Below are 24,182 nucleotides of genomic sequence, written 5' to 3' on the forward strand. Positions count from 1 at the left end.
TCGATTAAATAACTTGCCCAAATCTCAAACCGCGAATGCACGCCAATAAACGCGAATTTTAAAATTAGCGGATATTCGCGTTTATTGGCGGTTCCCCAAATGAGTCAGTTATTTAAATGGCGTTCCTTAGCAGGGCCGACTACGAAAGTTGGCGACCGGCGTGCTTATCCAAAATTAAAACGCCGCGTGCTCACAAAGCGAACACGCGGCGTTGAAAGACATCACAGAGGCATGCGCTGGTTGTCGTGCCTGAGACTCTGTGATTTTCAGCTATTTCATCAACACAAGCTTGCGGTGTGCGGTGAAGCCTTGCTTCGCGCCTGCCGCGGGGTTGCCGGCTTTGATCACATACAAATACATGCCGCTGGCCACGCGCTCGCCGTGCGCATTTGTCGCATCCCACGTCACGTGGTGGCGGCCCGCCGGCATCTCACTTGAAACCAACTGCTTCACTAATTGGCCGTTGCTGTTGAAGATCGACAAACTCACGTCGCTCGCTTTCGGCAATGCAAAGCTGATCGTCGTGCTGGGATTGAAGGGATTGGGATAATTTTGTTCGAGCGCGAATACTTCCGGCATCTGCCCTTGCCGGCTTTCCACCGAGGTGACGGCGATGGTGCTGAAGCTGAACGTGTCCGCGCTGGCGGTGCTGAACTCGGCGTCGCTGACGCTAACCACCCATTGATAAGTCGTCGCGCCTTGCAGAAATCCTTTACCGTCGAAATACAACTCGGTGGTTTTGATGTTTCTCACCGCCGTATCGGCGTTGGCGCTGAAGATCCGGACGCTGTAGCTGAGCGAGTCGCCGTTGGCGTCTTGCGCCTCTTGCCAACGGAAAATCATCACCGCGCGCGGATCGACAATGGCGCCGTCTTGCGGCTGCAGCAAACTGAAAGTCGTGGGCGGCTTGTTTGCGCCAATCACGTTTACCGTAAAACTCGTGGCTGCGACGGCGTTGGAATCATCACGCGCGCTCACGGTGACTTGCACCTGGCCGGAGAAATTTGGCTGCGGCGTTCCCAGCAACGAGTCGCCGGCAATCCAAACCGTGAGTGCGGCGTCGGCCGCGGCGCTGAGGGTGAGCGCATCACCGTCAGGATCGCTAAAAACCGCGCTGAGCTTGTTGAACAAAACGTTCGCGCTGCTGTTTTCATTCACTGCAACTTCGGGAATGCTTGTGACCACCACCGGCTGCCGGTTCAAACGCGCAATCGTCACATAGACCCGCGCCGAGCTGATACCGCCGCGGCCGTCGTCAACCGTGTATCCGAAGGCATCCTCGCCATAAAAATTTTCTTGCGGAATATAGGTGACGCTGCTGTCGCCGGCGATTTCCACTTTGCCGATGGTATTGGTAAGATCGAGCGCGGTTACCTGCAGCGCGTCCTCGTTGTCGTCAAGATCATTTTGCAGAACCACGATCGTGACCGGATGATTCATGCGCGTGGCGACTGAGTCGTTCTGCGCCAGCGGCGCGCGATTGGCCGCTGCAACTGTAACGACATCCACACCGGTTGCTTTATAGCGCACTTGAAATTCTACGTTTTTCGGCAGCTTGCTGATAATCTGGCGGAATTGTCCTGTCGCCGCGCCAAACTCCATCACGCGGAAGCTGTCGCCCACGCTGGGCGTGAAACCATTCATCAACTCCAATTCCAAATCGCCGTCCAATGTTGCGTCGCCGCTGACGACCAGCCGCGAGTATTGCGTGCCCGCCTGCAAACCGCCGATCGTGATCGTCAACTTGCCCGCGGGCAGTTGCCGGTACGGGCCGGCAATGCGCATGATGCCGAACAAAGCGCCGGGCCGCACAATGCCTTCATTGGTGAACGACATAGTGGGCGTGTTCACGGTGCCGTTGCCCACCAGCACGCCGCCCTGATGATTGATGCCCGCCGCATCACCCAAAAAAAGCGAGCGCGTATCGATGACTTCAAATCTGCCGTAGTTGTTGATCTGTCCGGTGACAAAAACGTCGGTAATGGCGCGCACGCTGGCTGTGCTGTTGATCGTCACCTCATGCAAATACGAACGATTACCGGTGCCGGGCCGTTCGAACGACACGACCTGAACATTATTACCATCGAACACGAAAGTCGTACCTTCGGGTTGAATGGCCGCCGCGCTGATTGCCTGCGTCAAATTGCCGCGCAGCACAATGGTTCCCGCTTGCAACACGTTCAAACCTTCGAACGTGGCATTGCCGCTCACGATTAAGCGGTCGGAAGCATTGTTCATGATCAAATGCTTTTCAGCGCTGAAGGCGCTGGTTTTGAAATTGCCGCCGATCTCCAGCGTGTGCCCGTTGAGCGTTAAAGATTGTTTCGGCAAAATCGTCAAGCTTGCCGCGGGATTAGGCAGCGCCAGATCTTCGTTCATCACCAGCGTGCCGGCAATGTTGGTGTTGTGAACGGCATACGTTCCGTTTTCGATCTTCGGCAAAGCGCTGGTAAAATTGGCGGCGAAGCCGGCGGCTTGACTGAGCGCGGTTCCCGCTTGCAACTTGAGCTGGCCGGTGATGAAGATATCCGATGCGAAGCTCACGCCGGCGGGATTGCGCAGCGTCATGTCTTTGACGAAAGAACGATTGCCCGTTCCAGGTTTCTCGAAGGCAACGGTTTGCAGCGAGCTGCCGGCCAGGATGAAATGCGTGCCGCTCGGCTGCAAGGATTTGCCGCTGATTTTTTGCACAAGATCGCCTTTGACAATGATCGCGCCGGCAGCCAGCTCACTTTGACCTTGAAATTCCGCAGTGCCGTTGATCTCCAGCGTATCCGCCGAGTGCGTCATGAACAAGTGCTTGTACTCTTCAAAAACATTAACGGTGAAATTGCCGCCGACGCGCAGCGTATGCCCGCTGAGCGTGAGCGAGTGGCGTGGCAACACCGTAAGATTATTGTCCGCGTTGGGCAATGTGAGATTCGACTCAAGGGCGAGGGCGCCGGCAACATAACTGTTCGTGATCTCATAGTTGCCGCTTACAATCGCCGGCAGCGCATTGGTGAAGTACGTGCCTTGCGCCGGCGCTTGCGCTACGTTTCCGCCATCAAGCGTCATGCGCCCGGTGATGTAAACGTCGCTTGCGAAATTCACGCCCGCGGAATTTTTCACCACCACATCCTGCAAGAATGAACGATTCACCAAACCCGGGCGCTCGAAGCTCACGGTTTGCGGCTCTACGCCATCGAGCACGAACACGGTTCCCTCAGGTTGCAACGCCGCGCTGCTGACTTTCTGAATCACATCGCCGCGCACGAGAATCGCGCCGGCTGCCAAGGTGCTGAACCCTTCGAAAATGGCATCCCCGGCGATCTCCAACACGTCCGCCGGATTCGCCATGATCAAATGCTTTTGACTGCTATACGCCTTGACCGTGAACGTTCCGCCGACGTGCAGACGATGGCCGTTGAGCGTCAACGCCTGGCGGGCAAGAATCGTCAGATCGTTTTCGGCTTGCGCCAGCTCGCGGTCGCCGTTCATCACGATCGGCGCGGCGATATACGATTTGCGCACGCGATACTCGCCATTGGCGGTGAGCGGAAGCTGCTCATGAAAATACGTGCCGAACGAGTCTTGCTGCACCAACTGCCCGCCATTTTCCAATTGCAGCAAGCCGGTCACGTGTACATCACTCAAAAACGAAACGCCGGCGGCATTGCGCACGATCACGTTTCTAAGAAACGATTGATTGTTCGTGCCCGGGCGTTGAAAACTCACGGTCTGCGGCGCAGCGCCGTTGAAAACGAACACCGTCCCGCCCGGTTGCAGCGCCGTGTTCACGGCCGCTTGCACCAAATTGCCGTGCAGCACGATTTCTCCGGCTTCGAGTTTGGTGCGCGCGGCGAAAGTCGCATTGCCTTTGATGATAATCTGATCGTTGGCATTCGTCATGATCAAATGATCACTCACGATGCCGCTGGTTCCGACTTTGAAATCGCCTTCAACCGTCAAGGTCTGCCCATTGATCGTCAAGCTCGCGCCCAGTTCGATGGTGAGGCTTTGCGCAAAAGAATTTTCAGTGAGAATCGGCAGGATGCCGTTTGCAGGCTTTTTAATAATGACAGGTGAGAGTGCATGCGGTTGACCGGCCGGCAGCCAGTTCGAAGCTTCAGACCAATTGCTGGAAACTGCGCCCGACCAAGTTTTGGTCTCTTGCGCCGAAGCAACAGTAGTCAACAAGAGCAACACACCGCAGATCACATACTTCAATTGTACCCATTTTCTTTCCATCGACCTTGCTCCTTTTTGATATTTGATTATCAAAGAATTTGCTTTGACCAGCCCGGAAGTCCGGCTGTAAGCCATTCCGCACAAATTGCACCTGCCTATTGCAACTTTGCTGCCATTGTTATTTTTTATTTTGAGACGATTGCCGCTTATTTAATTCTATACATGGCTATGCATAAGCGGTCAGATCATGATGTATTAAATCATTAATTATCAATTTAAATCTGCATGATTTCTGCTAGAACAGGTTTGGCCAGCAAGTGATTGATAATCGACCTGTTGAAAAGTTAGATGTTATGGCATTGTAACATTTTGAAACAATTGCTCCAAAAAGCAGGTAACTGCGATACAAGTGAATTATTTTCGACCATTTTTGCGGTCTTGAGATGAGAGATTCAGCCCGGGCAACTGCTGAGTTTTGCTTTCGAGGTTTCGCCTCTCAGCTTGACCCCAAATCTTTGCGCCAAATCACCCGCCTTCCCCAAAAATACAAATGCAAAACAGATGATTTAAAAATTCTCTGCCCGAGACTTCTTTTGGCCACGGATGAACACGGATTTTCACTGATTTTTTTCTATGCTGTTGAAATCGTTTCTTTCAAAAAGACACTGGAACCCGTGTCGATCCGTGGAAATCAGTGGCTAAAAATCCTGCACCGATTTTTGGAAAAGTTGATCGCATACTTGACCGCGCTGCGCACATTCGCGCAGCGTTGGGTTGAAAATAAAGCGCGCGTTTCCTATATTGCCCGCCACAAACCCGGCAACGATGATCAGCGCAGGAATCGGCATGAATAAAACAGCTTCACCCTCACGAACGCGGCGCCATGACAATCCCGCCGACACGGCAGACCGGGTAATTCCACGATTGTTGGAAGAACACGGCGGGCTCATTTATAATCTTGGCTTGCGCATGTGCGGCCGGCAAACGGACGCCGAGGATTTGGTGCAGGAAACGTTTTTGCGCGCGTTTCGCGCGTGGGAAAAATTCGAGGGCCGCGCCCAGCCCAGCACCTGGCTGTACAGCATTGCGGCACGCACCTGCAAGCGCATCAAACGCAAGCGCGCCGGCGAGCCGCGCCGCATGCAACCTTTGGCCGAATTAATCCCCGCGCCCGGGGATAAAGAAATTCCCGCTTTGCCGGCGGAACATGACGGCCCGCTCGATCACGTGTTGCGCCGTGAAGCGCAAGAAGCAGTGCAGGCAGCGCTGGCCAAGTTGCCGCCCAATTTTCGCATGGCGCTGCTGCTCAAGGATATTGTGGAGTTTTCGGTGGAAGAAGTCGCGCAGGTGTTGGGGATCAAGCCCGCCACGGTAAAAACCCGCGTGCATCGCGGCCGCCTGCTCTTGCGCAAAGAATTGGTGAAGAAATTGCCAAAACGCAAATCGCCGCCGCCGGATCATGAACAAAAAATCTGCCTGGATTTGCTGCATGCCAAACAGGAATCCCTGGATCGCGGCGTCGCATTTCCCCTGGCCTCCGGCGAATTGTGTTCGCGCTGCCAATCGCTGTTTGCCACCCTCGATTTGACCCACGAAGTCTGTTTGAATATGAAAAACGATAAATTGCCGCAACCTCTGCAAGATCTTTTGCTGCAAGAGTTTAGAAGCGCCGCACGACGGCAGAATTAAGGCGCCGGCAAACACCCCGAATATTCCGGGAACCTTTTTGCAGATTTTGCCACTAACTCGGAAAACAACTTCCGGTGGTCACTGTCCGGGTCTATACCAGCCGGACGATCTGTAAATGAAAGGCAGATTTCTGTGGAAATATTCGGTTATGTTGCCATGCTCACCCTGGGCGTGGTTTTGGGTTTGATCGGCGCGGGCGGCTCGATTTTGACGGTGCCGGTATTGGTTTATTTGTTTGCTGTGCCGGCTTCACAAGCCACGGGCTATTCGCTGGCGATCGTCGGCGCGACTGCGCTGGCCGGTGCCATGGAATATTTGCGGCGCGGGCAATCCAATCCCCGCATGGCTTTAATTTTTGGCATACCCGCGATACTGGGCGTTTATTTGACGCGGCGTTATCTTTTTCCGGCGATTCCTGATCCGGTGATGCAGCTCGACAGCTTCGTCTTGAGCAAAGACATGATGGTGATGGTTCTGTTCGCCATTTTCATGTTGATCACCTCAATTGCGATGATTCGCAGCAAGCAGGAAGCTGAACTGCCCGCCGGGCATACTGTGAAACTCGACGCCACGAAATTCCCGTTGATCTTCGCGTTGGGCTTGGGTGTCGGCGTGATCACCGGCTTTGTGGGTGCCGGCGGCGGCTTCATGATTTTGCCGGTGATGGTTTTGCTCGGCGGCTTGCCCATGAAAGTCGCGATCGGCACGGATTTGCTGATCATCGCGGCAAAATCACTGATTGGTTTCATTGGCGAGGCGCAAGCCTCTGCTGCCATTGATTACGGCTTTGTTGCGCTGATTACCCTGCTGCCGCTGGTGGGCATCGCGTTGGGCACTTATCTCAATAAACATGCGCCTGCCGGAAAATTGAAGCTGGCATTCGGCTGGTTTGTTTTGATTATGGGCGCTTATATCGTTACCAAAGAGTTGTTTCTGGCTTGATATTCTCCGCAAAGCGGCTTACAATAACGCTGCTTTCGGGGCGATTTGCGAGGCTTTTCAATAAACGAAAAATTAAAAAACCATTCATAGGAGGTTCCTCATGTTGTTCCGTATGCTTTACGACGACAAGCTGGCGCAGGCGAGCTATCTCATCGGCTGCCAACGCACGGGCGAGGCCCTGGTGATCGATCCTGAACGCGATGTCGAACGCTATGTCGAAGCGGCCGCCCGCGAAGGCATGAAGATCACGGCCATTGCTGAAACCCACATCCACGCCGATTATTTATCCGGCGCGCGTGAGTTGGCAGAACGCACCGGCGCACGCTTGTACGTTTCGGATGAAGGCGATGAAAATTGGAAATACCGCTGGCTCGATAAAAAACAAAGCGGCGGGAGTTATGATCATAAATTGTTGAAAGACGGCGATAAATTCAAAGTCGGCAATATCGAAATCAAAGCGGTGCACACGCCGGGACACACGCCTGAGCATATGAGTTTCATGGTGACGGATCTTGGCGGCGGCGCAAACGAGCCGATGGGCATTGCCACCGGCGACTTCGTCTTCGTCGGCGATGTTGGCCGCCCGGATTTGCTGGAAAGCGCAGCCGGACACGCCGGCGCAAAAGAACCGGCCGCGCGAACGCTGTATCAAACCATTCAACGATTCAAGGGCATGCCGGATTATCTGCAATTGTGGCCCGGCCACGGCGCCGGCTCGGCATGCGGCAAAGCGTTGGGTGCAGTGCCGCAATCCACCGTGGGCTACGAGAAACGCTTCAATGTTGCCATTGCCGACGCCAACGACGAGAAAAAATTCGTGCACACGATTCTCGAGGGCCAGCCCGAGCCGCCGCTGTACTTCGCGCGCATGAAGCGTGAAAACAAGGAAGGTCCGGCGCTGCTGGGCAAGCTGCCCGCGCCCAAACCGCTTGAGGTCAATGCGCTCAAGAAACTGGTGAGCGAGAAGGCCATCATCGTTGACACGCGCCCGTGGCCGCAGTTCCGCGAAAGCCATGTGGAAGGCGCATTGTGGGCGCCGCTGTCGAATTACTTCCCCAATGCCGCCGGCTCCTATCTCGAACCTGGCAAACCGTTCTATCTCATCGTCGAAGAAAAACGCATGAAGGAAGCAGTGACGGATCTGATTCGCATTGGGTTGGATGAGGTCACCGGGTATGCCACGCCTGAGACGTTCGCGCAATATCAATCCGAAGGCGGGAAGGTCGCCAAAACTGACTCCATTCCAATTGAGAAATTGAACGGCCAGGCCCACGACGGCGCGGTTGTTCTCGATGTGCGGGGCTCTGCGGAATTCGAGGCCGGGCATGTGCCGCAGGCGATGAACATCGCATACACCCAATTGCCGAAGCGCCTCGCAGAGGTGCCCAAGGATCGTGAAATTTTGCTGCACTGCCGCACGGACAACCGTTCCGCCATTGCCGCCGCTCTGCTGCAGCGCCACGGCTATCGCGTCAAACATCTCAGCGGCGGATTCGTTTCCTGGCAGCAAAACAAGGGCGAAGTTGTGCAATAGCATAAGCCGGAGCGAAGAGAAAATGCCTCACGCAAAGGCGCGAAGAACATAACGGGTTCATTTCTTTGCGGAACCTTTGCGGTGCGGCGCCTTTGCGTGAGAGCTTTTGCAGAACGTACAGTGTATCGTTAAGAAAACATTCAACACTTTTGGAGATTTCATCATGACCGAAGTCATCGTTTGGAGCGGTTGGGTCGGCGGCCTGGCCGTCGGCGCTTATGCCCTGTTGCAATGGATCTTTTCCGGCAATGCGTTGGGCGCCTCCACCGGTTTCGGCAACGTGTGCAGTTATGTTTCGAGCGCGCCGTTTTTCCATAAAGGCGAATATGAAACCGCCAACAACTGGCGCTTGTGGTTCCTCATCGGCATTCCGCTCGGCGGCTTTCTGGGCGCGTTGACTTCGCCCGGCGAGATGGTTGCCAGCTTTTCCATGGGCGCGATGTATGACAGCGTTTTGCCGCAGGCGTTATGGGCGAAAGCTTTGACGCTGGTGGCGGGCGGCGTCATGATCGGCTATGGTTCGCGCGCAGCCGGCGGCTGTACCAGCGGCCATTCCATCGCTGGCATGTCCATGCTCAACCCGCCCAGCGTGCTGGCCTCCGCCGGATTTTTTGTCGGCGGCATTATTATGGTGCAGATTCTTTTCCGGCTTATTGGATAGGAGAACCGTCATGAAGAAATACTCATTTTTGCTGTTCGGCGCGTTGTTCGGCTTTATTCTGAGCCGCGCTGGCGCCACCACCTACGACTTTTATGCCAAGCTGTTTTTGTTTGAAAATTTGCAGCTTTTGTGGGTCATTGCCACGGCCGCAACCGTGGGCGCCATCGGCGTCGCGGTGCTCAAAGCCCTCAAAGCCCGCAATCTGTTTGAAGGAAAAGCGATTGCCTTCAAGGGCAAGCCGTATAAATCATCGCTGATTCCCGGCTCGCTTATTTTTGGATTGGGCTGGGGACTGGCCGGCGCGTGTCCGGGCACGGCGCTCGCCATGCTGGGCGAAGGCAAGTTGGGCGCGATTTTCACGCTGCTCGGAGTTTTTCTCGGCACCTATCTTTACGGGTTGCAGCAAAGCAAAGCCATGAAAGCCGTGCCCGTGCCGAGCAGCAAAGCCCGCGTTGAAGCTGCGTGAAACGGCGTTAGAGAAGCGCGGTATTCTTGAGAAAATCAATCTTGCTTTCCGGTTGAACTTGAGAATTTACGCCGGAGGCCGCGAGAAACCGGCCTGCGGAAACAATAAATTGACAAACATGTGAACTGTAACGAACTTTAGTCAAGGAGAGTTTTATGAGCAAGCCCATTGAAATCACGGACGCCAATTTCAAATCGGAAGTTTTGGATTCAAAGATTCCAGTATTGGTTGATGTTTGGGCTGATTGGTGCATGCCCTGCCGCATGATCGCGCCTGCGGTCGAAGCGGTGGCGAAACAATATGCCGGCAAAGTTAAAGTCGGGAAAATGGATGCCGATAGTAACATGACGCCTTCCGAGCTTGATGTGCGCGGCATTCCCACGCTGCTGGTGTTCCGCAATGGCGAAGTGGTTGATCGTATCGTCGGCGCAGTGCCGCAACAAGTCATTGCGAGCCATCTCGATCAGGCGTTGCTGAATTAGCCTTTGTCCAAAAATATCTCGTCCGGGCGGTTGTTCCGAAGTCGTGTCCGCCCGGACATTTTTTATTACGGATAGGCGTGATTGCAGCGCATTCGTTGCAACGGAAAGACGCGCTAAAAAAATAAGCGCGCGATTCTACCCAACCTGCCAAAGAAGTAGAGATATTCAGCGATAAAGCCCTGGCGGCGCAAGTGGAAGACAACAAGGCCACGGTTTCTCTTCTCGGAACATTTTTTGGCCACGGATGAACACGGATTTTCACTGATTTTCTAGCGTTAAGATGTTTTTCAAAGAATGTCTGAAATCCGTGTAGATCAGTGTAAATCCGTGGCTCAAGGTCTTACACCGTTTTTCAATCAAACTAAAAGCGCAATACCTTCCGGCGGCTCGAGTTCGAAACAAAACAGGAGCTAACAGAGATAACAGAGTTTTTTCTGTTCACTCCTGTTAAATCGCAGTCCGCTACCTTACTCTTTGTGTGAAACCTCAAGCCGCCTCCTGCCTTCATCAGCGGTGACGCCTCCTAATCGGAACATTCCCTCCCAAGAATCTGCTTGATAAAGTATCGCTTTTTTTGCAACATGATATGGCAAGCTTTTCAAAACAGCGAAAAAATCAATGCCGCATTTACGCCAACCAGCCCGAACCGAAACAATTTCAACATGCCGTCCCAGCAGAAACAAAAGCCCGGCAAAACAACGGCGAAAATAAAGCACAACACCTCCGAGCCGGCATTGTGGAAGAAGATTCTGTTTTCAGCGCTGGCAACGCTGGCCTTCTTTTTTGCGCTGGAACTCGCGCTGTGGGCCGGCGGCGTTGCGCTGCTCGTGGATCGAGAAGATCCGTTCCGCGGCTTTTCGGGGCTGATCACGGTTTTTGAGCCGCAAGGCAATGTTTATCGCACGCGCCTGCCCAAACCAGGCGGAACGTTCAACGATCAATCCTTCCAGACAGCAAAGCCCGCCAATGGCGTGCGCCTCTTCACGCTGGGCGGCTCCAGCTCCTACGGTTTTCCCTGGAGCGCGCCGGTTGCATTCACGGCAATTCTGGGAGACGTACTTGCCGCTGCGCACCCGCAGCGTACGATCGAGGCCGTCAATGCCAGCGGCGTTTCGTATGCCATGCATCGCTTGAACCTGGTCGCCGACGAGTTGTTTCGCTACGAGCCTGACATCTTCATCATCTACAGCGGCCACAACGAATTCATCGAGCCGGAGTTTTTCAACGCGTTGAAACGCCGCAGCTCTGCCCGCAATCAGGCGGAATATCTGCTGGCGCATTCGCGCGTGTATTCCGGCATGCACGCGCTGCTCAACACGCGCAACGATCAACCGGCAACGCTCGACGCGAAATTCGATGAACGGGTTCGCCGCGAGAATACACGCTCCTATTTGCCCGCGGAGAAAGAAGCCATCGTCGAGGAGTTTCGCTGGCGGCTGCAGCGCCTGGTGCGCCGGGCGCATGAGCGCGGCATCAAGGTTGTGGTCTGCACTGTGCCGTGTAATTTGCGCGACTGGCGTCCCGAGCTATCGTTAATCAATTCGGCGCTGGACGAAGCAGGCCGCAGGCAATGGGAGCAGGCATTGCGCTCCGGCGAGGCCAGGCTTGCGCGCCGCGAGTATGCCGATGCCCTCGTTGATTTTCAGCGGGCTGCAGAACTTTCGCCCCATCATGCCATGACGCACTATTTCATGGCGCAATGCCACGAGGGACTGGCGCAATGGCAGGAGGCGCAACAAGCCTACCAGCGCGCATGCGACGAGGATGCCTCTCCTTCCCGGCGGCTGTCGAAAATCAATCAGGCCATTCGCGAGGTTGCCGAAGAGGAAGGCGCATTGCTGGTTGATATGGATCAGATTTTCGCGGCGCAAAGTCCGCGCGGATTGGTGGGCTTCAATCTCATCGAAGACTACGTTCATCCCACGCCCACCGGCCACCAGGAGATTGCCTGGCATCTCTGGCAGGCTCTGGAGCGCGCCGGTTGGATCGGAGAAACGGCGACAATGCAACGCGAGCAATTCGATGCCATCGTCAAACAGCGCGCGACGCCAGACAGCCAGGCCAATCCGAGCTGGCTGTTCAATCAAGGCGTCATTTTGGCGACCCAGGGCCGCGACGACCTGGCCATGGAAAAATTTCGCCAGGCGCTCGAGCTGGAGCCCACGCACGGCGGCGCGCTGGGGAATCTCGTCAGCTTGCTCTTGAAACAAGGAAAGATAGATCAGGCATTTCCGTTAGCTGAGAAGCTGGTGGAATTGTATCCCGATTATCCGAATTTCCAGACATATCTCGCATTGATTCTGGCGAGCAAGCAGGAGCTGACGCGGGCGAAAGTTCATTTTGAGAACGTTCTCCGGTTGCGCGCCGGCGATCCCGTAGCGCACAACCAACTCGGTTTGATCAGCGAACAGCAAGGCGACGAAATCGCGGCTGCGAAACACTATGAGCAAGCGCTCGCGAGTTATGGTGCTTTTGCCGAAGCCCGATATAATCTGGGCAAACTACGGTTCACGCAGGGCCGCTATGCGGAGGCACAAGCGTATTTCGAGCAAGCCCTTGCCAGCCAGCCGGACTACCTCGCAGCTCTCTTGTATTTGGGAATGGCACAGCAGGAGTTGGGCAACGATCTCGCAGCACAGGCGCAGTACGAGAAGGCGTTGGCAATCGCACCGGATCACGTTGACGTGTTGAATAACCTCGCATGGTTATTGGCGATCAGCAATGATCGGCAAATTCGCAATCCGGCAGAGGCGTTGCGACTCGCCCGGCAAGCTGCAGAGCTGACGCAATACAAAGGTTATCGCGTTTTAGGCACGCTCGCAGCAGCCGCGGCCGCGACCGGAGATTTTGCGGAGGCGGTGAAGTGGCAAACGCGTGCGGTGGAGCTTGCGCCTGCAGGCGAAGCTGCGACACTTAAAGCTCGTTTGAAACGCTATCAAAGCGGCCAGTCGCTTCAAAATGAGACGCCAGACTAGCATGCGAAAAACTGGCCTTGGGGGTGAGTTTTATTATTTGGATTGACAAAAATATTTGGGGGCGATTTTATAAAAGTATGAAACGTCCTCATAAACAAGGCCGGGGGCTTGCCATCGTATCAATTTTGTAACTGTTCAGCTATAGTTAGCCTCGAATGAGAAAATCTTTAAAAAGTCCGAGGGTTTCATGGGTTTCATGCTTATATTTTTGCATGCAACCACTGACGCGCGAACAAATCTTAGCTCTGATTCATCACGACCCTCGGGAAGCAATCATGCACAAAAGAACTCTAAAAGTGTTCAACATAAGAGGGTGCGGGGCCGCCGGCCAATCGTTCATTTTCGCTACGCCTTTTGGCGATAAGGCCATTTTTGTTGAACACCTTCGGTGTTCGCGGGGTTGGGCGTTGTTGGACTCAGGGTACCCAGAAGCTGGGCACCCTGGGCTGAGGTCTGTAACGCCTTCGGCGTATGGTTGTCACCGTGGTTTCATGGTCATGCAATGCCCCACACCAAACAACATAGAACCGATATTTTGTCCGAAGACTGCCTGCCGAACGCATGGGGCAGGGGGCAAGAAGAATGTGGCAGGTGGTGAGCAATAAATTGTGCGAGTTTTTTTCATGTCAGTGGCCCGCCTGAGTTGGCAAACGCAGGCGATGGAAATCAGGGTTTATAAATCCTGGTGTACACGACAGATGCATGAAAAAAAAAAGAGCCAGCCGGCGAATTTTGGACTTTACCGGCTGGCTCACTTCGACGGAGGGTCAATTAGCAATCCTCGTTCAACAAAGAATTCAACCGGCCCTTAGTTCGCATCCATTAACGAGAAGAGCACGGGGCCGTTCGCTGCTCTACAGATCGAAGCCGACCGAGAATTTCACCGACCGCCCGAAGATGGGACGGCCATTCGGCGCCGTCGGATTGCGGGGATCACCTTCGGTAAGCGCATCGGAGTCAGTCAAATTATCGCCGTGCAGATTGAAGAAGAGTCCGGTTTTTGTCGAAACCGTGACTCCAACGTCGATCTTCTGAAAGCTATCCAATTCGACCAGGTTGTCATTGCCTGAGAAGCGTTTGCCGACGAAGCGCAGTGCGCCGTAGACGTTCACGTTGAAATTTGTGCCGCGAACATCATAGCTCGGCGCCAACCGGAACTGCCAGTTGGGCTGGCGTAGAATCGAATTTCCAACGATCGTCGGATCATCGGACTCAGTGATTTCGGTTTTTTGGATGGTGGCAATGCCTCTCACCGTCAGACCGCTGGCAAGGAGTGCACCATCAAGCTCGACACCGTAGGATTTGGTCTTGAACTTGCGGGGATCGAAAGCACCGCCGACGAGACTTTCAAATGCGTCGAACTTGGTGTAGTATCCGGTGGCGAACAGGCTGAAGAGCTCTTGGGGCGCATATTTCAAACCGCCTTCATATTGCCTGATGTTATTGGTGTTGCGATTGCCGTCACGGATGTCATCGAAGTGAGGGAATACAAATCCATCCGAGACGCGCCCGAAGACGCCCAGGCTTTCCGTAAGGTCATAGTTCACGGCGCCGGTAAACGCCCATTGATTGTCGTTGAACGATACAGCCATATCGCGGGTACCGTCCGGGTAGCCGGGGCCGGAATCCAGAGCATACTCGAGCTCTATCCGTTCAAGGCGGGCGGCCAAATCGACGCGAAGGTCAGGCGTCGCCTGCCATGATTCAGCGGCGTAACCGGCAATCACTCTTGCATCGCCGCCAGATTGAATGCCGTAACCCCATGGGCCGCCGCCGCCAGCGTCCGCCACGTCTTGGGCGGTTACGTCCGCAACATAATCCCCATTGGCAACATTATGAACCGGCACATGGTTGCCTAGCGTCCAGAAATCATCCGCCGACCACGACGCCTGATAAGAACCTATCGTGAGGTTATGTTGCTGCCAGCTTCTTGCAAGACTGATGTCGTTGGTGAAAGATTCAATGTCCTTCAACACGACCCAATGACCATAGTTCTGAATCCAATCCGAACCGCCAAGCTGCCGTCCGCTCATCGTTGTGACAGGGCTTGTTCGCCCGAGAGCGGACACACGAATCGCGCCGCCGTTCGGCACGAATCCATAAGTGTTGGCTGCGCCCTTGGTGTAGGAGAGATTGTCGCGGACGGTCCAGCCGGCACCCAAATCAAAATCCGCATTCACTCCGCTGATGCTGCCGTCCCAGCCGCGGCCTTTGGAGAAATCGAAGATCTTGGTATCACCCTGTTTGTTTATTTGCAATTCGCGAAAGCGCGTCGCGTTGCCCAGTTGCGCGAAGTCGCCAAGATCATTGCCGGTATTGAGCGCCATCGGCAGGATCCACTGGCCGTAGTCGTTGGTGATCCGGCTGAAAGCGTTGATTACGCCGCGATCGAAAAGTTTGGTGAGCTGTAGCGTGTACTGCTGCCCTTTCTCTGCGTTGAATTGCGCGTTGCGGATGCCCGGTGAGGTCTGGGCATAGCCGCCAGCCATGTAGTAGAGGCCGGTGGTCACTTGCCCGCTGATCACCGCGTCGACCCGCTGCAGATCATAATCGGAAGTCGAATACTTCACCCGCGATCTGGTTTCATCACTGCCTCGCTTCAAAGTAAAATTCATGGTCACCCCCGGTTCGCCGTTCGAAAAGACGGAGTTGGGACCGCCGCGCAGCGCCTCGGACCATGCAACGGTTTCGTCGATGCGGAATATCGTGCTCTGCTCGAAGAACGAAAGCGTTTCCGTGCCGTAGAGCGGGGCGCCGTTGATAGACATCGTTACGAAGGGCGCATCGCCACCGCCCGGAAGTCCGCGCACGTCAATGTTCGCTCCGGCAACGCCGCCCGAGCTTTCTGACCAGACGCCGGGAATCAATTCCATCAAATTCGCCGTGCTGCTGGGCGAAAACTGCCGGATTTCCGCCTCCTGCATCGTCGTGATGGCAAAGCTGGCCTCGCGCTTGCTCATTCCCGAGCCACCGGGCGTACCCGTGACCACGATGGCATCCATGTTCAGGATATCAGTGTTGAGCGTGAAATCCTGCGTGACCGTTTGATCCTCGCTTACAGTGACTTGTGTTGTCACGGTTTTGTATCCAATCAGGCGGGCCCTCACGGTGTAAGTGCCGGGTGGAACATTGGCAATCTCATACCTGCCATTCTGATCTGCAGCGTCCCCAATGCTGGTGCCGTCAAGTATGACATTGGCGAAGGCCAGTGCTTCTCCCTTGCTATCGGTGACCCGACCTTTGATGATTCCGCCTGCCGGTGGAGCTGGTGCCGGTGCGGATTCGCGCGGCGTGATGACGAAGGTGCTGGCGCCAACCTGGGCATAGGTGAGCGAGTTGTCGCCGATGACATGGCGCAGATCCCCGGCAAGATCATTTGAAGCTTTTGTCAGCGGAACGCCGTGCCGCCCCTCGACAACGGCATCTTCATACAAGATGTGAATCTTGTAAGCGCTTTCAACCGCAGTGAGAGCCGCTTTGAGAGGAACCATTTTCTCCATGGCCGGTGAGGAAGGCTGGAAGCCGCCGGCTTTTGAGGCCAATGTTTGGCTTTGGGCAGGCACAGTAAACAACCACAGCGCACCGAACAGCGTGAGAGACCTTAGCAATCGCATAAGAAACCCTCCTTGAGTTTGAGACTGGGGTTAGTTTCCGTTTCTCCTTTAAATGATGGACTCCTCAGAAATGCCATTTAAACAACATACTCATTTCCTGCAACCGCTAATGAACGCGAATGCACGCTAATAATTTTCTAATTCGCGGTTATTAGCGTTCATTCGCGGTTTGAGATATGGGAAGTTGTTTAATTCTGAGACCTTAATTTTTCTAAATGCCAAAGATGACCACTTGTCCCTGGCGCGCTACGCTGGTGCGAAGCGCTTGAGCCAGCGCCTTCGTGATCACGTCGAGATTGCGATTTTCCATGGAGCCGGAGAGCGTGCGCTGCAGCAAGCGTTTGTCTTTAACCTCCACCTTCACGCCATATGTTTCTTCCAGGCGGCGAATAATGTGCTCAAACGGCGTATCTTCCAGAACGAGTTCATCACGCCACCAGGTGGTGTAAAGACCGAGGTTGACAACATGCGGCTGCAAGACACTGTCGCCCTTTTGAAACTGGAGCATCTGCTTCGGATTCAGAAGAATTTTGGCAGCCGGAGTTTCTTCGGCAGCCGTGGAATCGGCCACGGAAACCTGCACGCCGCCTTCTTCCACCACAACGCGTGTACCCCGGCCGCGCTCATGCACGACGAAGCGCGTTCCCACGACTTGAATGTCGCCGTCATCCGTGTGCACGATAAAATCATGTTGCGGCCCTTCCGGGCGCGAGGCGACATCAAAATAAGCTTCGCCTTGCAACTCGAATTTCCTCGCCGTCGCCAGACTCCATGCGGCGGGATAACGCAAACGCGAATGCGCATTCAAAATGATGATCGTGCTGTCTGGCAGATTGATTCGGGCGCGCTGGCCAAAATCGGTTGCGACAATTTGCTCGGCCAATTCTTCGGGAGAGGTTTGAATCGGCAGGGCACGCCACAGCCAGAGCAGCAGCAGCGAGGCCGCGATCGCCATTGCGCCGAAACGCGCCCATACCAAAAGCCGGTCATGTCTTTTGTGGAGGGCTGCCCGGCGCGCAGTCAAAGGACGGATCGAAGCGGTTTTAGCCGCCGGCAAATGCAAGCGAATGCGAAGCTTCTGCCATTCCTGTTCAACCTCCGGCAGCGCCGCTGAACGAAAGTTCGCCATTTTCCATAATGCGAGAGCCTGCTCATATATTATCTGGCGTTCAGGGTTTCCGCTTAACCACGCGTTCCATCGATCTTTTTCCGCGCTGCCGGCGTTTCCGAAAAGCCAGCGCTGGAACGATTCGTCTGACAACAATGACTCAACTTCTCGAATGAATTCAGCCATCTTCTATTCTTCCTGGGAAATCATGATTTTTCAGCCGAGCGCGACATAAATATTCACATTCATCTCTAGAGAGAAGCAAAAGACAAAAATGTAACGGTGTTTTTCTGATTTTTTTAAGGAGGAAAATTACGGGCGAGGCAAGAGCAGGGCGCGCAAACGATGGAACGCTTCCGAAACATAATTGCGCGCCACCTGCGGAGAGACGTTCATGATGCCGGCGATTTCGCGATAGGCCAAACCGGCATTGGTTTTGAGATAGAGGGCTTCGCGCATGCGCGGCGGAATTTCTTGCAGCGCCTGATTCAGCGCCTGCTTCTCCGCTTCTTCCTTTTCCTGCATAATGAGAAACTCTTCCGGAGAAAAACTTTCGGCCATCTCCTCCAGCAGGTGTTGCTGATCGGATTCCTGCCGCCGTTGTTGCTGCGCCAGAGATTTGAGCAGATGGCGGCGCAACGCGACCAGCAAATATGCGCGCACCGAATCGACCGCTGCAAGCGTTGCCCGTTTTTCCCACAGGTAGGCAAACACTTCCTGCATGCCGTCTTTCACCAGCTCGGCTTGCTGTGTCAGCTTGAGGCCGTAGTCGTAGAGCCTGGGATAATGAAGGCGGAAGAGCGCAGCCAACGCTTGATCATCTCCGGCTAGCATGCGTTGCCACAAAGCCCGATCATCCTGCAAGGGTTCGGCTCTCCCTTCGTGGTCATGCCATCTGTGCGGAAGCATTCAGCAATGATTGAGGAAATTAAAGAGTGCAGCACAATTTGCATCGTGAACTTTAAAATGTCAAGGCTTTCATCCCGGCCTTTTTGCCGTTGCGTCCCCGGGCTAAAATAATTGTGCTTGGCATTTTTGCATGTTATATTCGCGCCACGATTTGCCGTTTTACGGCAGAACTGCCTGGAAGTTTACCTCCAAAGAAAGGAAGCATGAGCCACAGCTCCGGCAACACCGCTTCGCTGCAAGTTGCGCCACTTCTCGCCACGCCTTGCATCCCAACAGCGCATTTAAATATCGTCCGACCTCCGCATTTAATCACATGCCTCAAGGAGAGCCTATGCACGCTTTCAATCTTCCCACCTCTCAAGACATTGCCTTTTACAAAGAGCAAGGTTACTGGCTCAGTCCCCAAATTTTTTCCGCCGAAGAACTAAAGGAATTTCGCGAGCATCATCGTAAAGTCGTCGCCGGTGAATATGAAACCCAAAGGCCGCCGTTGAGCCGCGATCCGCAGCCGGGCGACATTTCCAGGCTCGTGCAAGTCAATAATGCTTATTGGACGGACGCGACCATCGCCCGTCTTGTGCTCGATGCGAGAATCGGGCAGATTGCCGCCCGTCTCGCCGGCGTGAAAGGCATTCGTCTCTGGCATGATCAACTGCTCTACAAACCGCCGCAAAGCGGCGTGGCCGGCAACATCGGCTGGCATCAGGATCAAGGTTACTGGCAATGCCTCGACAGCAACGCCGCGATAACCGCCTGGGTCGCGCTTGAAGATGTCGATGAAGAAAACGGCTGCATGGAGTTTGTTCCCGGCAGCCACAAATGGGGATTGCTCGGCGAGGATCATTTCTATCAGCAAGACATCGAAGCGCAGATCAAACGCATTGAAGAAAAAACCGGGCACACTTTCCGCACCATGCCGGCCGTGCTGCGCGCCGGTTGCGTAAGCTTTCATCATAATCTCACCATTCACGGCAGCCGCGCCAATCTCAGCACGCGGCCGCGCATTTCCATCGCCATTCACTTGATTCCCGACGGCGCACGCTACCGCGCCGGCACGTCATCGGAAGATCATTCCAGCAATACTTTGCGCCAACCGCGCCCTGGCGACTTCTATGCCGGGCCGTACTTCCCGGTGCTTTATCGCGAAGGCGAGCCTTCTGCCAACGTCTGGGCGACGGTTGAAGCATAGGCAGTTCCGGTATAAAGCAATAAGAGTACCCACGCCGCAAAGCTATCACCCCAAAAACTGTGCGAATGCTTTACGGCTTTGCGTGAGGCTTTCTGAGCCTGCTGGGCGGCATTATCCCAAAACAACTTTTTGATTGCGAGAAAACAAATGAGACTCACCTCCTGGGATTGGTTTATTGCAGTGGCCTATGTTGTGATTGCACTCATCGTGGGGGTCGCGGCGACCAAACGCATCAAGAGTGCCGCGGATTTTCTGGTTGCCGGGCGGCAGATTCGTTTTCATCTCGGCGTCGCCTCGCTGGTGGCAACCGAGCTGGGGTTGGTGACGGTGATGTATTTCGCCGAGCAGGGGTTTCGTTTCGGCTTTGCAGCCTTTATCATCGGCGTGATTTGGTCGGCAGCCTATCTGCTGGTCGGCAGCACCGGTTTCGTGGTGGAACGCGTGCGCCGGCTCGAAATCATGACTATTACCGAATATTTTGAATTGCGTTACAGCCGGGGGGTGAGGGTTTTGGGCGCGCTGTTGCTGGTCGTTGCCGGCGTGTTGAGCCTGGGCGTCTTCTTGAAGTTGAGCACGGTTTTTATGGTGCAATTTCTCAATATTCCGGAGACGTATATCCATTTGACCATGACGCTGTTGGTGGCCGTGGTCGTCGTTTACACGGTTTTGGGAGGCATGGTTTCGGTGGTGGTGACAGACTTCATTCAGTTTCTGCTGCTGGCCGCCGGCATGGTAATCACCACTTTTTTCGTTTTCGATCAACATGGCTTTCTCGGGATGTTCGATCAGGCCGAACGCCTTTATGGTCGAGAGGCATTCAGCCCGATCTCCCATCCGGAGTACGGCTGGTCGTTCATTGCCTATTGGTCGGTGTTTGCGATTTCCGGTTGCATCCTCTGGCAGCCAGTGGCGCAGCGCGTGCTGGCGGCGCAAAAGCCGGAGTTGAACAAGGCCATTTTCAAGGCAACTAGCTTGATGTTTCTGGGCCGCGCTTTTTTGCCGATTGTTTGGGGCATTGGCGCGGCGATTTATTTGGGCGCACAGGCCGAGGCCACGGCTGGCATGCCGAAATTTCTCTCTGAGATTCTTCCCGTCGGCATGCTGGGATTTTTTCTCGCCGGCATGTTTGCCGCGTCGATGTCAACCGATTCCAGTTACATGCTGGCCTGGAGCAGCGTCATTGTGCAAGACATTGTTGGCCCCTGGCGGAGAAACGGCATTTCGGACAAAAGCCGGATTTTTCTGGCGCGATTGTTCGTTTGCCTCATCGGCGCGCTGATGTTGTTTTTCGGCATTTGGCATGAGCTTAAAGATACGGCTTTTCGCTACCTGCTGGATGTGACTACCATTTATTATGCTGGCGGCCTCGCGGTTCTGGTGGCGGGATTGTACTGGAAACGCGCGAACACGCCCGGCGCTTATCTGGCCTTTATTTTCGGCGCAATCCTTCCCGTCGCGTATGTGATCGAAGATATGACGATCTCACCGCAAGCCGGAGAGTCTGCCGGATTCGTCAGCAATATATTGTCGCCCAACATGCGCGGCGTGTTGAGTTTTGCATTGGGATTTGTGGGAATCGGGTTGGGTTCGCTGTTGCCGTTTGGCCGTTCCAGAGCTCAAAAACGGGTGTAACATCGCGATTGCGGATTGATGATTGCGGAAATTCTAAGGCTGGAGCCTACGCCAGTCTTCAGACAAGCTGAAACTCTTGCGGAGTGCTTGATGTAAAAATTTCTCCAGCGAATAGAAATAACCCAACTGATAAAAGCCTTTCATCCGTTGCGCTGTTTTTATCAGTTGGGATTTTTTGGAATAATTCTAATCAACCGAAAGGCACAAGATGGACATGTGGAAACTGATTTGGATGGCGGTGTTGATTTTCGGCATCGCCGGTTTTGCTTATATCGTGTTGAAAGTTTCGTTGCGGGGATTCTCGGAAGCCCGGGGTTTGCTCAAGGAAACGGCGGAGATGAAACAGACGACGGAATAAATTCTGCGCGATTCTCCGCAACGCTTTGAGAAAGCGCCCTCAACGCCGCAAAAACTATCCTTTGCAATAGTTGCAGCCGCAATCTGAACGTTTTATTTTAGCCCTCGCATAAACTGTTGCCGGGCTGCAAACAGCCGTTTGGACCATCACAAGACATAAACCCGCAATGAACTATCGCAACCTTCTGATCTTGACTCTCAGCCAATCCCTGGGATTTTGCGCTGCGCCTCTCATCATTTTTGCCGGCGGCGTTACGGGCACAACGCTGGCGCCCTCGCCGGCCTGGGCGACTTTGCCCATTGCCGCCATGGTCGTCGGCGTTGCACTCTCAACTGTTCCAGCCGCTCTGGTCATGAAGAAGATCGGCCGCCGGTGGGGCTTCATTGCCGCCTCTTTGCTGGCCGCGATTGCCGCGCTGGCCGCGGCGCATGCCATTGGCGTCAAGAGTTTTTCTCTCTTTTGCGGCGCTATCCTGTTAATCGGCGCTAATCTTGCCTTCATTCAACAATATCGTTTTGCGGCGGCGGAGAGTGTTGACGTGCAACACGTCAGCAAAGCGATATCATTCGTTCTGCTCGGCGGCATCGCGGCGGGCTTCCTCGGGCCCGAGCTTGCCAAACGCACCAAAAACGTGCTGGCTCATGGCGACTACGCCGGCTCTTTTGCCTGTCTCGCTGTTCTTTACCTCATCGTGGCCGGCCTGCTCTTTTTTCTGCGCGAGCCGCGCGTCCAAAGTGAAATCGCGACCGGCCGCGGCCGCCCGCTGCGCGAAGTCATCACCCAACCCGGTTATCTCATTGCCGTGCTGGGCGGCATGGTGGCCTACGGCGTGATGAGCTTCATCATGACGGCCACGCCGATCAGCATGCACGTCATTGACGGGCATTCGCTGGACACCACCGCGGGCGTGATTCAAAGCCATGTGGTCGCGATGTATTTGCCCGCGCTGTTTACCGGCGCTCTCATTGCGCGATGGGGCGCCGCGCGCGTGATGGTGATGGGCTTGTGCGCCACCGTTGCGTGTGTGTTGTTCGCGCTCTCCGGGCACCAGTCATGGATTTATTGGATGGCATTGGTGCTGCTGGGCGTGGGCTGGAATTTCCAATTCTTGGGCGCTACGGTCATGCTCACGGCGAATTACCGGCCGGAGGAACGGTTCAAAGCCCAGGCCGTGAATGATCTCGTGATCTTTGGCACACAGGCCCTGATGTCACTCTCCGCAGGCGCGGTTATCCACCGCGCGAATTGGGAAATCCTGAACCTTATCACGCTGCCGTTCCTGATCGCTGTGTTGCTCACGATACTGCTCCTGCGGCGCTACTTCGTGCGCGCCGCCTGACCGCGAGCCGCGCCGGCGGCGGTTCAAACCTATAAGGCGTCAATGGGATTGCTGGCTTGTATCTGGTCGATTCGCTCAACTAACGCGAATGGGAAGTTCTGAAACTTATTGCCAACGGCTTATACAACGCCGAAATTGTTCGCAAGCTTTTTGTGGCCACCAGCAAGGTGAGACGGCATATCAACAACATCTACACCAAGCTGGATGCCCACAGCCGAACGCAGGCAGTGGCGAAGGGGAAGGAGTTGAAGGTGTTGGGAGGTTGATTTCTAGCTGAAGTACAACATTCCTTTGTGCCAATTAACACCGATCAAACCAAATGCGGCCATGTTCTGGACATGGATTACGGCCGTCACGAGTTAACATTTCTGTGCGCGCGTTGAGAAATTGGGTCGAGGCAGCCCAGATCACTAGTGGCCGGTCGTTTCGGCACATCAAGAAAGGTGGACAGTTCGAGCACTTGCGTGAGAAGTTGAATGGCTGCGCTCTGTTTTATATTTTGAAACGCTATATTGAACAAGCCGAGCTTACGGGAAAAAATGCCCTCGCATTGTTTCCGCGCGATTTTTACCGCTCTCTTCTCCTCCAACGGGGTCGATGGGCTCGAGATTCAAAAAGGCTGCCGCGGGCCGTTTATGATACGATGAGTGAAGAAGTGCGCGGGAGAGAGGAATTCAAATCGGAGTGATCGAAGAAGCTGGGATTTAACACTACGGCTAACCGTCGCATGAAGCACAAAAAGTTTGTTTATAAGCCAGGTTTTGAAGTTACATCGAGCTGAAATTCATGCCCGGCTTGTCAAATCCGTACCAATGTTGGCGCCGTTGATTGCCTTGATCTACACCCTCTTGTATTCAGCGAAGCTAAACTTGATTCTTGCGTCGCCTAAATTTGCACAGTCATGTGTTTCATCTAAGCAGTTCATTTCATTTTACCTTTTCGCAACTTTGTTGATGGAATACGAAATTTCTGTTCAATCTTTTGTCTTTCCTTAGGATTGTCGATTAAATAACTTCCCAAATCTCAAACCGCGAATGCACGCCAATAAACGCGAATTTTAAAATTAGCGGATATTCGCGTTTATTGGCGGTTCCCCAAATGAGTAAGTTATTTA

At 54.3% G+C, this 24,182-nt stretch carries 15 protein-coding genes; 11 read left to right on the forward strand and 4 right to left on the reverse strand.

Annotation, left to right across the window (positions count from 1 at the left end; all coding sequences use genetic code 11):
* Positions 1 to 270 precede the first annotated feature (270 nt).
* Positions 271 to 4,305 carry a T9SS type A sorting domain-containing protein gene (locus tag FBQ85_07230; GenBank protein ID MDL1874950.1) on the reverse strand — a complete coding sequence of 1,345 codons (4,035 nt, stop codon included), beginning with the start codon at positions 4,303 to 4,305 and terminating at the stop codon, positions 271 to 273.
* 690 nt (positions 4,306 to 4,995) lie between these two features.
* On the opposite strand from FBQ85_07230, the gene FBQ85_07235 reads away from it, so the two are divergent.
* The 7 genes from FBQ85_07235 to FBQ85_07265 all read left to right on the forward strand — a co-directional run bounded on the left by FBQ85_07235 (position 4,996) and on the right by FBQ85_07265 (position 12,919).
* Positions 4,996 to 5,859, forward strand: a complete 864-nt coding sequence (locus FBQ85_07235; protein MDL1874951.1) for an RNA polymerase sigma factor — start codon at positions 4,996 to 4,998, stop codon at positions 5,857 to 5,859.
* Positions 5,860 to 5,991: 132 nt separating this feature from the next.
* On the forward strand, positions 5,992 to 6,801 hold the full coding sequence (locus FBQ85_07240; protein MDL1874952.1) for a sulfite exporter TauE/SafE family protein: 810 nt from the start codon (positions 5,992 to 5,994) through the stop codon (positions 6,799 to 6,801).
* 100 nt (positions 6,802 to 6,901) lie between these two features.
* Complete coding sequence (locus FBQ85_07245) at positions 6,902 to 8,335, forward strand: MBL fold metallo-hydrolase (protein MDL1874953.1); 1,434 nt, start codon at positions 6,902 to 6,904, stop codon at positions 8,333 to 8,335.
* Between the two features lie 163 nt (positions 8,336 to 8,498).
* Positions 8,499 to 8,996 (forward strand): hypothetical protein, encoded by a 498-nt coding sequence (locus FBQ85_07250; protein MDL1874954.1) that lies wholly within the window; start codon positions 8,499 to 8,501, stop codon positions 8,994 to 8,996.
* A gap of 10 nt (positions 8,997 to 9,006) precedes the next feature.
* Positions 9,007 to 9,462, forward strand: a complete 456-nt coding sequence (locus FBQ85_07255; protein ID MDL1874955.1) for a hypothetical protein — start codon at positions 9,007 to 9,009, stop codon at positions 9,460 to 9,462.
* 155 nt (positions 9,463 to 9,617) lie between these two features.
* Complete coding sequence (gene trxA, locus FBQ85_07260) at positions 9,618 to 9,944, forward strand: thioredoxin (protein ID MDL1874956.1); 327 nt, start codon at positions 9,618 to 9,620, stop codon at positions 9,942 to 9,944.
* A 581-nt stretch (positions 9,945 to 10,525) separates the two neighbouring features.
* Positions 10,526 to 12,919: a tetratricopeptide repeat protein gene (locus FBQ85_07265; protein MDL1874957.1), complete on the forward strand. Its 2,394-nt coding sequence runs from the start codon at positions 10,526 to 10,528 to the stop codon at positions 12,917 to 12,919.
* A gap of 854 nt (positions 12,920 to 13,773) precedes the next feature.
* Here the strand turns inward: FBQ85_07265 and FBQ85_07270 are convergent.
* The 3 genes from FBQ85_07270 to FBQ85_07280 all read right to left on the reverse strand — a co-directional run bounded on the left by FBQ85_07270 (position 13,774) and on the right by FBQ85_07280 (position 18,550).
* The gene (locus FBQ85_07270) at positions 13,774 to 16,533 is read right to left on the reverse strand and encodes a TonB-dependent receptor (GenBank protein MDL1874958.1); all 2,760 of its coding nucleotides are present in this window, start codon (positions 16,531 to 16,533) and stop codon (positions 13,774 to 13,776) included.
* A gap of 211 nt (positions 16,534 to 16,744) precedes the next feature.
* The gene (locus FBQ85_07275; GenBank protein ID MDL1874959.1) at positions 16,745 to 17,827 is read right to left on the reverse strand and encodes a DUF4974 domain-containing protein; all 1,083 of its coding nucleotides are present in this window, start codon (positions 17,825 to 17,827) and stop codon (positions 16,745 to 16,747) included.
* A gap of 126 nt (positions 17,828 to 17,953) precedes the next feature.
* Positions 17,954 to 18,550, reverse strand: coding sequence for a sigma-70 family RNA polymerase sigma factor (locus tag FBQ85_07280; GenBank protein ID MDL1874960.1), 597 nt, complete (start codon positions 18,548 to 18,550; stop codon positions 17,954 to 17,956).
* A 130-nt stretch (positions 18,551 to 18,680) separates the two neighbouring features.
* Between FBQ85_07280 and FBQ85_07285 the strand changes: the two genes are divergently transcribed.
* The 4 genes from FBQ85_07285 to FBQ85_07300 all read left to right on the forward strand — a co-directional run bounded on the left by FBQ85_07285 (position 18,681) and on the right by FBQ85_07300 (position 23,334).
* A complete protein-coding gene (locus FBQ85_07285; GenBank protein MDL1874961.1) occupies positions 18,681 to 19,739 on the forward strand; it encodes a phytanoyl-CoA dioxygenase family protein in 1,059 nt (352 codons plus the stop codon).
* Between the two features lie 147 nt (positions 19,740 to 19,886).
* Positions 19,887 to 21,371 carry a sodium:solute symporter family protein gene (locus tag FBQ85_07290; protein MDL1874962.1) on the forward strand — a complete coding sequence of 495 codons (1,485 nt, stop codon included), beginning with the start codon at positions 19,887 to 19,889 and terminating at the stop codon, positions 21,369 to 21,371.
* Positions 21,372 to 21,895: 524 nt separating this feature from the next.
* On the forward strand, positions 21,896 to 23,068 hold the full coding sequence (locus tag FBQ85_07295; GenBank protein MDL1874963.1) for an MFS transporter: 1,173 nt from the start codon (positions 21,896 to 21,898) through the stop codon (positions 23,066 to 23,068).
* Between the two features lie 98 nt (positions 23,069 to 23,166).
* Entirely contained in the window at positions 23,167 to 23,334 is a 168-nt protein-coding gene (locus FBQ85_07300) for a hypothetical protein (GenBank protein MDL1874964.1), read from the forward strand.
* Positions 23,335 to 24,182 lie beyond the last annotated feature (848 nt).

The sequence above is a fragment of the Cytophagia bacterium CHB2 genome (assembly GCA_030263535.1).
In the GTDB taxonomy this organism is placed as follows: Bacteria; Zhuqueibacterota; Zhuqueibacteria; order Zhuqueibacterales; family Zhuqueibacteraceae; genus Coneutiohabitans.

Coding starts and splice junctions, on each gene's coding strand:
- FBQ85_07230 (MDL1874950.1), bottom strand. CDS start 4,305: ATGGCTTACAGCCGGACTTCCGGGCTGGTCAAAGCAAATTCTTTGATA.
- FBQ85_07235 (MDL1874951.1), top strand. CDS start 4,996: ATGATCAGCGCAGGAATCGGCATGAATAAAACAGCTTCACCCTCACGA.
- FBQ85_07245 (MDL1874953.1), top strand. CDS start 6,902: ATGTTGTTCCGTATGCTTTACGACGACAAGCTGGCGCAGGCGAGCTAT.
- FBQ85_07250 (MDL1874954.1), top strand. CDS start 8,499: ATGACCGAAGTCATCGTTTGGAGCGGTTGGGTCGGCGGCCTGGCCGTC.
- FBQ85_07255 (MDL1874955.1), top strand. CDS start 9,007: ATGAAGAAATACTCATTTTTGCTGTTCGGCGCGTTGTTCGGCTTTATT.
- trxA (MDL1874956.1), top strand. CDS start 9,618: ATGAGCAAGCCCATTGAAATCACGGACGCCAATTTCAAATCGGAAGTT.
- FBQ85_07265 (MDL1874957.1), top strand. CDS start 10,526: ATGATATGGCAAGCTTTTCAAAACAGCGAAAAAATCAATGCCGCATTT.
- FBQ85_07270 (MDL1874958.1), bottom strand. CDS start 16,533: ATGCGATTGCTAAGGTCTCTCACGCTGTTCGGTGCGCTGTGGTTGTTT.
- FBQ85_07275 (MDL1874959.1), bottom strand. CDS start 17,827: ATGGCTGAATTCATTCGAGAAGTTGAGTCATTGTTGTCAGACGAATCG.
- FBQ85_07280 (MDL1874960.1), bottom strand. CDS start 18,550: ATGCTTCCGCACAGATGGCATGACCACGAAGGGAGAGCCGAACCCTTG.
- FBQ85_07285 (MDL1874961.1), top strand. CDS start 18,681: ATGTTATATTCGCGCCACGATTTGCCGTTTTACGGCAGAACTGCCTGG.
- FBQ85_07290 (MDL1874962.1), top strand. CDS start 19,887: ATGAGACTCACCTCCTGGGATTGGTTTATTGCAGTGGCCTATGTTGTG.
- FBQ85_07295 (MDL1874963.1), top strand. CDS start 21,896: ATGAACTATCGCAACCTTCTGATCTTGACTCTCAGCCAATCCCTGGGA.